9 protein-coding genes are annotated in these 12,128 nt (G+C 48.9%); 1 reads left to right on the plus strand and 8 read right to left on the minus strand.

The annotated features are described in order from the left end of the window. Positions 1-5: 5 nt before the first annotated feature. From ABWH99_RS22710 to ABWH99_RS22720, 3 genes are read right to left on the minus strand one after another with little or no spacing between them, the layout of a single operon-like run. Positions 6-752 carry an MIP/aquaporin family protein gene (locus ABWH99_RS22710; protein WP_375584056.1) on the minus strand — a complete coding sequence of 249 codons (747 nt, stop codon included), beginning with the start codon at positions 750-752 and terminating at the stop codon, positions 6-8. Between the two features lie 4 nt (positions 753-756). Beyond that, entirely contained in the window at positions 757-2,259 is a 1,503-nt protein-coding gene (gene glpK / locus ABWH99_RS22715; protein ID WP_375584057.1) for a glycerol kinase GlpK, read from the minus strand. A gap of 4 nt (positions 2,260-2,263) precedes the next feature. Beyond that, a complete protein-coding gene (locus ABWH99_RS22720; RefSeq protein ID WP_375584058.1) occupies positions 2,264-3,838 on the minus strand; it encodes an FAD-dependent oxidoreductase in 1,575 nt (524 codons plus the stop codon). A 94-nt stretch (positions 3,839-3,932) separates the two neighbouring features. On the opposite strand from ABWH99_RS22720, the gene ABWH99_RS22725 reads away from it, so the two are divergent. After that, positions 3,933-4,694 (plus strand): DeoR/GlpR family DNA-binding transcription regulator, encoded by a 762-nt coding sequence (locus ABWH99_RS22725; RefSeq protein ID WP_375584059.1) that lies wholly within the window; start codon positions 3,933-3,935, stop codon positions 4,692-4,694. Here the strand turns inward: ABWH99_RS22725 and ABWH99_RS22730 are convergent. The 5 genes from ABWH99_RS22730 to tilS all read right to left on the minus strand — a co-directional run bounded on the left by ABWH99_RS22730 (position 4,691) and on the right by tilS (position 12,083). Next, positions 4,691-6,394: a mechanosensitive ion channel family protein gene (locus ABWH99_RS22730; RefSeq protein ID WP_375584060.1), complete on the minus strand. Its 1,704-nt coding sequence runs from the start codon at positions 6,392-6,394 to the stop codon at positions 4,691-4,693. The genes ABWH99_RS22725 and ABWH99_RS22730 overlap by 4 nt on opposite strands. Positions 6,395-6,404: 10 nt before the next feature. Next, positions 6,405-9,134, minus strand: coding sequence for a hypothetical protein (locus tag ABWH99_RS22735; protein WP_375584061.1), 2,730 nt, complete (start codon positions 9,132-9,134; stop codon positions 6,405-6,407). Positions 9,135-9,221: 87 nt separating this feature from the next. Continuing rightward, complete coding sequence (mdh, locus tag ABWH99_RS22740) at positions 9,222-10,160, minus strand: malate dehydrogenase (protein WP_375584062.1); 939 nt, start codon at positions 10,158-10,160, stop codon at positions 9,222-9,224. Between the two features lie 85 nt (positions 10,161-10,245). Further along, positions 10,246-10,761: a Crp/Fnr family transcriptional regulator gene (locus tag ABWH99_RS22745; protein ID WP_375586616.1), complete on the minus strand. Its 516-nt coding sequence runs from the start codon at positions 10,759-10,761 to the stop codon at positions 10,246-10,248. Then, positions 10,761-12,083: a tRNA lysidine(34) synthetase TilS gene (gene tilS / locus ABWH99_RS22750; protein ID WP_375584063.1), complete on the minus strand. Its 1,323-nt coding sequence runs from the start codon at positions 12,081-12,083 to the stop codon at positions 10,761-10,763. The genes ABWH99_RS22745 and tilS overlap by 1 nt, the downstream gene beginning before the upstream one ends. Positions 12,084-12,128 lie beyond the last annotated feature (45 nt).

Here is a 12,128-nt window from a genome sequence, read left to right on the forward strand (position 1 = left end):
GGGATTTATACCATGCCCCCGACACCCAGGAGCAGGTAAATTCCAGCGGCCACCGCTGCCCCCAGAATCGGGCCGACGATCGGTACCCAACTATATGCCCAATCCGAAGGGCCCTTGCCTTTTATGGGTAACAGTTGGTGCATGATTCTGGGACCCAAATCTCTGGCCGGGTTGATGGCATAACCGGTGGTACCTCCCAGAGAAAGGCCGATCACCCAGACCAAAAACGCCACCGGCAGTGCTCCAAGCGAACCCAAGCCAATGGGAGTATTTTGGCCGTCTTCCAAAACCGGTCCGGTGGAATAAAGAATCACGATAATCAAAACCGAAGTACCGACCATCTCGGATAGTAAATTGGAAGATAGGTTCCGAATCGCGGGTACCGTACCAAATGGCGCAAATTTCAGCTCCGGGTCATCCGTCGCGTCAAAGTGATCCTTGTAGACCAGCCAGGCAATTCCAGAGCCAAACATGGCCCCTAAGACTTGGGCAAGGACGTACTTGGGCACCAGCGCCCAGTCAAAATCTCCAGCGATTGCCAAACCTATACTGACCGCGGGATTAAGGTGTGCCCCACTGTAGGGTCCGGCCACTACTACCCCGATAAAGACCCCCAATGCCCAGGCAGTGGTGATGACAATCCATCCCGAATTAAAACCCTTCGTTTTATTTAGGACCACATTGGCGACTACGCCCGAGCCCATGGCAAGCAAGAGGGAAGTGCCGACAAATTCTGCTGCAAATACGTTCATTCGATTAGTCAGTTAGCCAATTTAGGGTTCTAGTTACGGCTTTGTGCCAGTATTCCAGGTTTTTCTCCATCGCTTCCTTGTTTTCCTTGGGGCTGAAGGACTCATCCGCCGTCCAAAGCGTCTTGATTTCATCCAGGTCCTTCCAATAGCCGACAGCCAATCCGGCAAGGTAGGCTGCTCCCAAAGCGGTTGTTTCAATGATTTCAGGCCGTTTGATGGCACATTGGGTAAGATCGGCTTGAAATTGCATCAAAAAATCATTGGCACTCGCGCCTCCATCGACTCGCATCTCCTTCGTAGCTTCCCCGGCATCCTTTTCCATGGCTTTCAATACATCGTATACCTGGTAGGCAATGGCCTCCAAGCCCGCCCGGACCAGATGCGCACGACCCGTCCCACGGGTGATGCCGAAAAAAGAACCCCTGGCATCCTGATCCCAGTAAGGTGCTCCAAGACCGGTGAGCGCCGGGACAAAATACACGCCACCATTATCGGGAAGACTGTTGGCCAATTTCTCACTTTCCCTGGCATCGCTTATAACAGATATTCCGTCACGAAGCCATTGAATGGCGGCACCTCCGATGAAGACACTTCCCTCCAGCGCGTATTGCACCCGATCTCCCACCTGCCAGGCGATGGTGGTAAGCAATTGATTGTTGGATTTTACCGGTTTTTCGCCGGTATTCATTACTAAAAAACATCCGGTACCATACGTGGTTTTGGCCATCCCGGGTTCGGTACATAACTGTCCAAACAAGGCTGCCTGCTGGTCACCCGCAATCCCGGCAATCGGAATCCGCGCCGACAGCAAGTCACCAGAGGTGGTACCGTACACTTCACTGCTAGATTTTACCTCGGGCAAAATGGCCTTGGGAATGTCCAGCAAGGCCAGCAATTCTTCGTCCCAGGTTTTATCATGAATATTAAAAATCATCGTCCTACTGGCATTGGTGATATCCGTGATGTGGGCCTTTCCCCCCGTCATTTTCCAAACCAGCCAACTGTCCACTGTTCCGAAGCAAATCTCACCTTTCTCGGCACGTGCTCTCGCCCCTTCTACATGATCCAATATCCATTTGATTTTGGTTCCCGAAAAGTAGGCATCAATGATCAAACCGGTTTTATCCCGCACCATTTCCGAATGCCCCTCTTCTTTGAGGGAATTGCAATAAGCCGCGGTACGGCGATCCTGCCAGACAATGGCATTGAAAATCGGTTCTCCCGATTCCCGATCCCACAAAATTGTGGTCTCTCGTTGGTTGGTGATCCCGATTCCAGCCAACTGATGAGCGCTGATATTTGCGCGGGTAATCGCCTCGGTAGCTACGGAAGCCTGAGAAGTCCAGATCTCCCTGGGGTCGTGTTCTACCCAACCCGATTGGGGAAACAGCTGTTCGAAATCCTTTTGAGCAGAGGCAACCGGTTGCCCCTTTTTATCAAAAATGATGGCTCTGGAACTGGTTGTGCCTTGATCCAATGCCATTAAATACTGGTTATTTTGGTCCATGGGGTTATGTCTGAATTAAATATTTCTTGGCTAATTTATAAAATTCTTCGAGTTCTGACATGATCCACTCCTCATCTTTTCCAAGTTCAGCTGCCATAAGGGCAGCCACACGGGGAGCCATGTGCAAAGCAGCTTTTGCATCCAGTAATAAAATTCTGCACCGCCTGGAAAGAAAATCTTCCACCTTTATGGCCATCTCCTCCCGTACCGACCATACCACTTCCGCTCCCGTGTAGGGGTAATCCGGATGGATCGGTTGGGCCCATTCGGGATTGGATTGCTGTAACGCCCGAATGGTGGCGGCATCCGCTCCATACAGGTGTAAAGGCCCTTCCTCAGGGTGTTCCAGGTACCCGTGCAGGTGCTTTCCTGCGGAGGTGCTTTCCACCGCCTTGATTCCATGTATCCTGTAGTGCACGTCCACGGTATCTTCGCCCATTTTCCTGAACGTCGTCCATTTACCTCCCGTAATGGTAACCAACTGGCTATCGGAGACAATTACCTTATGGCTTCGGGATATTTCCTTGGTCTTGGTACTGCCCTCCTTTGGTGCAGCCAACGGCCTTAAACCGGCGAATACCGAAAGCACATCTTCCCTACGAGGCGCCTTTTTCAGGTATTGACCGGCGGTCTCAAGTATAAAGGTAATCTCCGACGATAAGGGTTGGGGTTCCATTTTTGGTTTTTTCCGCAAGGTATCCGTAGTCCCTACTACGAGTTTTCCCTGCCAGGGAACTGCAAAAAGTACGCGGCCGTCGGACGTCTCTGGTATCATTAACGCATCGCTTCCGCCAAGAAACGAACCATCCAATACCAGGTGAACACCCTGACTGGGTTGGATCATCTTCTGAGCATCGGGTCGATCCATCTGAAGAATTTTATCGGCAAATACGCCAGTGGCATTCACCACGGTTTTTGCCCGTACCTTATAATTATTCTTACCCACCACGTCCCGAAATACGAGACCATTGATCCTTCCGGAGGCGTCCTTGCTCAGCTCGTTTACTTTGGTATAGTTGAGCATGCAGCCACCCATGTCGTCGCAGGTTCGGGCTACCATCAGCGCCAGGCGGGCATCGTCAAATTGCCCATCATGGTAGACAATGCCTCCGCGGAGATTTTCCCTGCGGATTTTGGGCAAGCGCCGGTACGTCTCCTCCGGGGAGATAAAACGAGATTTTCCCAGACGCAGCCCGCCGGCCATCCAATCGTAAATCTTCAAGCCAATACTGTATTTTAATCGATCGAAGATGGTATACAAGGGAATGATAAAAGGCTGATTGACCGTAAGGTGCGGAGCATTCTTTAACAGCCTTCCCCGTTCTTTCAACGCCTCAAACACCAATCCAACCTCTCCCTGAGCCAGGTAACGTACCCCGCCGTGCACCAACTTGGTGCTTCTACTGGAAGTTCCCTTGGCAAAATCAGCTTTCTCTAAAAGCAAGACCTGTAAGCCCCTGGACAGCGCGTCCAATGCCACCCCCAGTCCCGATGCGCCTCCTCCGATCACCACCAGATCCCAACTATCTCCCGATTTTTCCGTCTTTTCTACCCGGAGTAGATTCTCTTTTCTTTTCATTTAATCCTGTTTACTGCACTAAAGTACAATAAAAGGAAACAAAAAGAAACAAAAAGAAATTATTTTTATTATCTTTAGTGAAAAAAATGCAGCGATGGTAATTGCAGAACGACATAAGTTTATCCTGGACAAGCTGGAACAAGCCGGCTATGTAAGTGTGGCGGCGCTAAGCAGGGAAATGAACGTGACCATGGTAACGGTTCGAAAGGACCTTAAATTACTCGAAGACAAAGGTTTGCTCTACCGCTCCCACGGGAGTGCCACACCAGTGGCCCCCTATGTCAACGATAAACCGGTGAACGAAAAGCAATTGGTTCAGGTGGAGCAGAAACGGGCTATCGCTCGAAAAGCGAGTACTCTGGTAAACGAAAAAGATGCCATCATCGTCGGGTCGGGTACCACCGTGCTGGCTTTTGCCCGGGCACTTCCACGGGATCTGCCCTTAACCGTACTCACCGGAGCCATGAATGTCAGCATGGCACTGCTGGATTTTCCGGAAGTGGAGATTGTGCAATTGGGCGGCGTGGTACGAAAAAGCAGCAGCTCGGTTGTCGGCCATTATGCTGCCTCCATGATTGAAGATTTTGCTTGTAGCAAACTCTTCATCAGTGTGGATGGCATCGACCCCGAATTTGGTCTGACCACCTCAAACATGATGGAAGCCCACCTGAATCATGTGATGATACAATCCGTACAAAAAACCATCGTACTTGCGGACAGCAGCAAGTTTGGAAAAAAAAGCTTCGGAAAAATCGCAGCACTGGAAGACATCGATACCATTATCGTCGACCGGGCACTTCCCAGCCATTACGTGCAGGTATTGGAAGACAAGGGAGTAGAGGTCTTACTGGTCTAATGGGCTGTTTTCTCCGGAGGGCGACTCTCCCCTCTGGTTTCGGACTTGATAAACTGCTCCAGCTTTTTCTGGTAGCCGGCCCGATCCCCTTCGTATACGGGAGTAAAGCCTTGCTTCTCAGGGAAGGTTTCCATGTGAAGCGTTTGGGTAGGAAAGGCAAAACGCACTTCCAGCCTATTCGCTAGCCGAATCGCCGCCAGAATCAGGTCCTCTCGTGCCTTTAGCTCCTCGGGCCAGGAGGGTACCTCAAAAAAAACGTAAAACATGATATCCAGACTATACGCTGAAAGGTTATTAAGGTAAATGTTGTAATAATCCTTACGCGTTTTGGGATGGTTTTGTACAATCCGGCGCAAGCCTTCTACAAACACCTCAATCAACTCCGGTGGAGTATCGTAGGTAATGGTAAGGGTACTGTAAAAACGGCGGTACTTTCGAAGTCCGTGGTTGTCTACCGTGGCGTCTGCGATTTTACCATTTGGAATGTACATGAGTGAATTTCTGAAGGTACGTACACGGGTGGACCGAAATCCGACCTCTTCCACCGTGCCATCTACGTCACCGCTCGTGATCCAGTCCCCCACCTGAAAAGGCTTGTCAATAAAAATCATGACAGAACCGAAAAAGTTTTTGATGGTGTCCTGTGCCGCCAGCGCAAAGGCCAGCCCACCAATCGAAAGGCCGGTCAAAAACGGGACGATGTCGATCCTTAAGCCGTATTTGAGGACGAACAGGGAGCCGACAATGATCACGAAGGCTTTCAGCGTTTTTCGTACAAGAGGCACCAGCTGGTCATCCAGCGTGGAGGTAGTCTTATCGGCCAACCGTTCCATGTAGCCTGAAAAGACGTCCACCAATTTGTAAAAGATAATGGTGACAATGAGCGGCTTCACCGCATTCAGAAAAATCGTCACCCAGGAGACAATGGAAATGGGCAACTGCAGCACCCGGATAAATATGGCAAGCAACAGGACGATCAGGTAAATACTTACGATTCTCGCTACCGGTAGCAGGTATTTCTTTGCGATGGTACGGTAGCCCGATCTAACCAAGACATAGTACAGCCCCCTATCTACCAGAAAGGTAAACAACCGGTGGCTTGCAAAAACCAACAAAATCAGAAAAAAAAGTCCAAATAACTGCCAAAGGTGGAGGCCGAAGTAAACCTGACTCCCCAGCTTGGGCAGAAGCGTCAGCAGCTTATCCGTTCCATAGGGATAGGTTTCCTGGTGCAGCGCCTTGATGTTTTGTACGGTATTCGAAGAAAACTTCCATTGATTTCCTACTTTTTCCAAATAGACCGAAGGAAGAATGATCTCATCAAAAACGTAAATCTGTTGGCCATTTCGAACCGTATCGCGGTAATTGGGTGCATTTGGAATTTCGTTCATGTGCACGTACACCCCGTTTCCATCAAAAATCTGCTTGAGCATAACGGCCAAAGCGGAGGCATTCTGCCCTTCGCTGCCAGCCATGTTCAACGCTCCGGCCGAAATATCCGGGTCGTAGTGACCTTCGTTCAGGTGGTAAAAGAATGTATAGGTGCTGTGATAGGGGGTACTGAAATTATTGGTATCCGTTGTATCGGAAAGGTAATCCACTTCGGTCTGGGCGCCCGTAATCCCAGTCCATAGAAGGAGTGTGAGAAACATGCCGTACCTGCCGGATTGTTTGATTCGTTTCATTGAAGTAGTCATCATCTTAACCGATTCATAAAGGTATTTTGTATTCGTTCAGCCGATTCATATAAACGGTCACCAGGCTGTATTCATTGGTGCTACCGGAAAACTCCACCCATACGTCTCCGCTGACATTCAGAGGTTTTTGATTAATCAGTGTTCCATCGGGATGGTACAAATATGCAAAATCCTGCACCCTATCCAACACCACAAAAATCTTATTTTCCGGACCAAAGGAAAAATACCTGTAGTCCAATTCTTCCGAAAGTATGTTCAACTCAAACAAAAGCCTTTCGTCCGCTGAAAGCACTTTTAATTGATTGTATTCCTTGACCACCCAGAGATATTCCGACCGGTTCTGATCGTTTACCAGGGAAAACCGGGTATCCCGATCGGGCCGCATCAATTGATTTCTATACGTAAGTTCACCTTTAAAATTCACTTTTAGTACTTCTCCGGCATCGTTTATCGTCACCAATCGGGTCTGCCCTGTCGACAGCCCTTCTTCGATACCGTAGGAAGTGGAAATACGTTCTCCGAGCATGATCGGACCGCCTGTCTTTGATTCACCCCGACGGCTGTACAGGCCCAGGCTTCCATTCGCATGAAGGGCTACCATAAAATCTCCGAGTCCGGGTACCCGGTGATGGGCTGGTCGGCTCGCCAAGCCTCCCCCGCTGGTTTCCTTCGGATCCCATTCGTCCAACAGTATCCCATTTTTTGAATACAGGTAGAGGTTCCCCTCCCGGTCGGCGACAAAGTATCGGTAATCCCTGTTATTGTCGTAATCCAGGACATTTAAGTGAGCAATATCTACCCCTTCCTTGAAATGGATAGGGAAACCTGGAAGCAGGTTGCCGTATCGGTCCAACGCGTACACCAGATTCCTGGTCGCAAACACCAACTGTAGTTTTTCGTTTTCGTAAAAATCAATTTGGAACACATCGGAGATTATTTTTCCAGGAATGCGCTGCATGAATACCGATTCCCCTTCATTTGTGAGCAAATGAACAAAGAAATCCTCATCCTGAACCAAAAAATCAGTACTTCGGTCGTTGAAATTCTGTAGACCAATAGGCCCGTATAGCAGTGGGGTATCAAAAACCGTACTTCTACTTTCGACGAGCGTCAACGACCGGTTTGCCACTTTTTCATTCAGGTCCACGGTTATGTCTACTGTAACTTTTCCGTCTTCCTGAAACGAAACCCGCAACCCGTCGAAGGAACCAAAGACTTCTGCATATTTTTGAAACAAGGCCCTCCAGGATGGCTGACTGGAACGCGTCAACGCTGGAAAAAAACGCTCGTTGTTCAGAAGAAAGTGAACGGGGGTTTGCGCGGGAGGCTGCAGCCGATGCTGCGCTCGGATCGATTTTCCCCAGGTGTTGTCCTGGTACAGGTCATCCAGTAGGTTCCTCATGGTGCGTAAGCTATTGCCCAGCACCAATTTCCCATGGATCGCGGCGAAATAACTCTTTGTAAACCCGGTGAACTGTCCACTAAATAGATGTGCTGGAAATTCCTCAAGATCCAGCATGACTATTTCCGTACCGCGGTAATAATCTTTAAAAACGGATGCGGAATCGTTTTGATTGATCGAAAGTGCAAACGCATTTAGGCTTTCCAGCAATCGGTTGGCGTCATTTGTGCCGAGAATGAGTAGTTGTTTTGGCGAAGTCTCCAATAATCCCTCCTCGATAACCAAAGCGGCAGTTCCACTCAGTTTGCTACGAAAAACCTGCATTTCCAAACTGTTTTCTATTTCTGCCTGGATAACTGGTTTAGGTGAAAAAGAAGCGTTGGGTATGCTGTCAAACCCGTTCAGATCCGGCATCCAATAGCTACTGACGAGCATCGCACGGTTACTGATCAAGGAATGCATCTGCCCCAGCTCCGCCTCCGAGACAGCCGTTCCGCTAGTCAATTGCTGTACCTTTCCATTGACAAAAAAATCCCCCCGAAACGTGATAGCCGCATCGGAAAGAATGGGAACGAGGTTTGCTGAAAAATCCGCGGCACGAAGGTCTTCCACGAGTTTATTGGTACTGCCCTGCGTCAATTCCTGCACATAATCGGCAAAGTTGGCACCGGAAACGTGCACCAGTCCCTCCGGGGGCAATGCAGACTCCCCTGCAAAAAGGTATGGAAAGGTCTCCTTGAAGTTCTTCAGACCTTCGGACTGCGCATAGCGAATCGCGTCTTCCACTAAGAAGGAATGGTAACTGCCCAGCAATACGTTGTCATAGAGGGCATAGGTAAATCGCTTTTCACCGTTTTCCAGGGAGATCTCAACCAGGGAAATCCCGCTGTAGCTTCGTTTTCTGACCTCCCCTCCCTGATTTTCAAATTTCTTTTCCAGGTTCTTAATAAACGGAACAAATTCCCTGTTTTTAAAGGCGACAGCGACCAGGAAACCGAACGATTCCTTACCCAGCGGATGGAGCGAGAGTCGAAAACGCTGTCCTTTTAAAAACTGGTGAAGCTTGCCTTGGTTTCCGGTGCTGTTATCCAAAAAAACCAATTGGGATTCTAGCTGCTGCAAACCGGCAAACCGATGCAGTTTCTCCCAGACAGGTTGCTGCACCAGGGAATTCCAGAAACCTACGGGATCTTCTGTCTCAAAGACGAAAACCGCATTCGGGGGAATCATTTCGGTACCCTCCCATTGATCGTCGAAATAGCCGGTTTTCAGCATTAGAAACGCGGCTGCTCCCAACACCAGGATCAGTACCATTACCAGCAGGTTTTTAACTTGGCTCACGGCGTCAACGGTTACACTTTACCCAAAGCAACAAAAAAATCCCAACGCGTGAAAGTTGGGATTTCAAAAATTCACAAAGAAAAGGGATCAGTTTGCGGATAATTTATCAAGAACCGCCATCACTTCTTTCACATGTGTTCGAGAAACCTCTAAAAGGGCTTTTTCTTCGTTGTTCAGGTCCAGTTCAATGACTTTTTCAATCCCATTTTTGCCCAAAATCACCGGCACACCCAGGTAGCAGTCGTCGATCCCGTATTCTCCGTCCAGCTTGATACAAACCGGGAAAACACGTTTTTGATTCTTTACGATGGATTCCACCATTTGTGCTGCTGCAGCACCCGGCGCGTACCATGCTGAAGTACCCATTAACTTTACCAACTCACCTCCGCCAAACTTGGTACGTTCAATGATGGCATCCAATTTATCTTGCGCAATCAGTTCCGTCACCGGGATACCTGCTACCGTGGTGTAACGCGGGAGCGGCACCATCGTGTCTCCATGTCCACCCATGAGGATTGCCTGAATTTCTTTTGGAGACACATTGAGCTCCTCCGCCAGAAAAGCCCGATACCTGGCCGTATCAAGGATACCTGCCATGCCCATCACCTGTGTTTTTGGCTTTTTGGAGGTGATATGCGCCTGGTAGGTCATGACGTCCAGGGGATTGGAAACGATGATGATGATGGCGTCGGGGGAATGCTGAATGACGTTTTCGGTAACCATTTTTACAATACCGGCGTTGGTTTCGATCAGATCGTCACGGGTCATGCCTGGCTTTCTCGGCAAACCAGAGGTGATGACCACTACGTCAGAACCTGCCGTTTTCGAGTAATCATTGGTACTTCCAATGGTACGGCTATCGTACACATTGATCGGTGCTTTTTGCCAGATATCCAACGCTTTCCCTTCGGCCACGCCTTCTTTGATGTCGACCAAAACAATTTCCTCGGCTATTTCTCGGTAAGCCAAAACATCTGCACAGGTCGCACCTACATTTCCGGCTCCGACTACGGTTACTTTTGTCATATGTTATAATCGGTTTAGATTGTAATTTTTCAAAATTTGCGCTAAGATATTAAAGAATGCGCTTTATAGGAAGGAATATCCCGAATTATTCAAACATCTGCCCCAGGTTAAAAAACCCGTAGGAGTTTTTGTAGGAGGAGAATAATTGCTGGTTCGTTTGGTTGTAGAAGGTGGCGAGCGCTGTCATCATCTTCGCCTTTATTTTTTGGTTGTTTCTAAAAATATCAAGAATGGCGTAGTTTGGAATCACCCACAAAATGGCTTCCTCGGTACTTACGATCGCGGTGTATATCCGTTTGGAATCGGCTAACATGGAGTTCTCCCCAAAAGGGTCGCCTTCGTTGAGTTTGATGATGGTTTCAAAACTGCCTCGAATGTCAATGTTCAGAGTAACTTCTCCCTTTTCCAGAATATACAAGGCCTGACTGGGATCGTTGCGGAAGAAAACCACTTCATCCCGCTCGTATTTTCGTTGGTGAATGGCTGGTAAAAAACGGGACATCTCTTCGTAGCTCAAGTCCTGAAAAAACCTGGCTTTTTCCAAAAACGCAAACTGCTTCAGTTCCTTTGCACTGTATTTCTTTTTAAACGGATTCATCATCATCTTTTTTTAAAATACACCACCTCTCGTGTTGCATGCGTCACTTTGAATCGGTCATCTATTCGATACCCAACCACCCAGGCGATTTCTCCCCCAGAACATAGCACTTTTACCCGATCTTTCATAATCAGGGGTACTTTCAAATCAATGAGAAAGTCGCTTACCTTTTTAAATTTCCGCATGCCGAGGGGCCTAAACCGATCTCCTTGTTCCCAATTTCTCAAAAGGAGGGGAAATTCGAGTAATTCCCCGTCCAGCAAGGCGTTTTCAGCCGAACGATCCAGCTGCCAGCCCCCTTTCAGCCGGATGATTTCGTAGCTGCCACGCTCACCCGCACGAAACGACAGGGCATGCTGCTCCAGGTGGGTGGGCTCCGGGTCGCCACATTCTTTCCCTAAAATTAATTTATCTCTGTCTATGTTTAGCACCCATTCACCAGAAAAAAAACGTTTTCCGGAGACCTTTTTTTCCATGGCTTGCAGTATTTCCACGACATGTTGGTACGTAAATCCCCTGCTTCTCAGCCAGTAAAAAAGGAGCGATGCCTTTCCCGGGACAGGCTCTAGGCTGGAAAAAGGCAGGTATTCAAAGGAAGCTTCCTGCAATACGTTTTCCGTACGCCACTGCTCGAAAAAGTAAAAAAAAGCCTTTCCTGTATCCTTTACCCGCTCGAAACTTTGCCGCATCGCCTCGGGCGCATGGGAGTCCCGGTCTTCCAGTACAGGGATCAATTCATGACGCAGGTAATTTCGCTTGTAGACGGTCTGCTGGTTGCTGCTGTCTTCCCGCCAATCCAGCCGATGTTCCCGCAAAAAGGCCAGGATTTCCGCCCGCTTGAAGGGCAGTAACGGACGAAGAAGGTAGTCCCTTCGCTCAGACATGCCGTACAGTCCCTCGATTCCGGTGCCCCGCAGGAGGTTCAGCAGGATGGTTTCGAGCTGGTCGTCCGCATGATGAGCCAAGACCACCCCATTCGTTTGTAGCTCCTCGTTGATTCGGGAAAACCACTGGTACCGCAACTCCCTCGCTGCCATTTGAAGAGATACTCCCTGCTGTTGCATGTATTCTTCCGGTGCGAAATCCCGTACATGGACGCCATGTCCCAAGCGGTCTGCCAGCGTTTTCACAAAAAAGCAATCTGCCTCGCTTTCTTGCCCACGCAGGTGAAAGTTACAATGAAGCAACTCAAACGTAAAGCCAGCCCGGTGCATCAGATGCGTCAGGGCCACGCTGTCTACTCCTCCGCTGACAGCCAAAAGATACCTTTCTCGGGCATCTAAAATGTTATTTTCCCGTACATGTTGGATAAATCGGCTGAGCATAACCCAAAAATACCATTTTATATTAATTTTGAACCGGAAATACAT

Origin of the sequence: Cyclobacterium xiamenense (assembly GCF_042140265.1) — a bacterium.
GTDB lineage: Bacteria > Bacteroidota > Bacteroidia > Cytophagales > Cyclobacteriaceae > Cyclobacterium > Cyclobacterium xiamenense_A.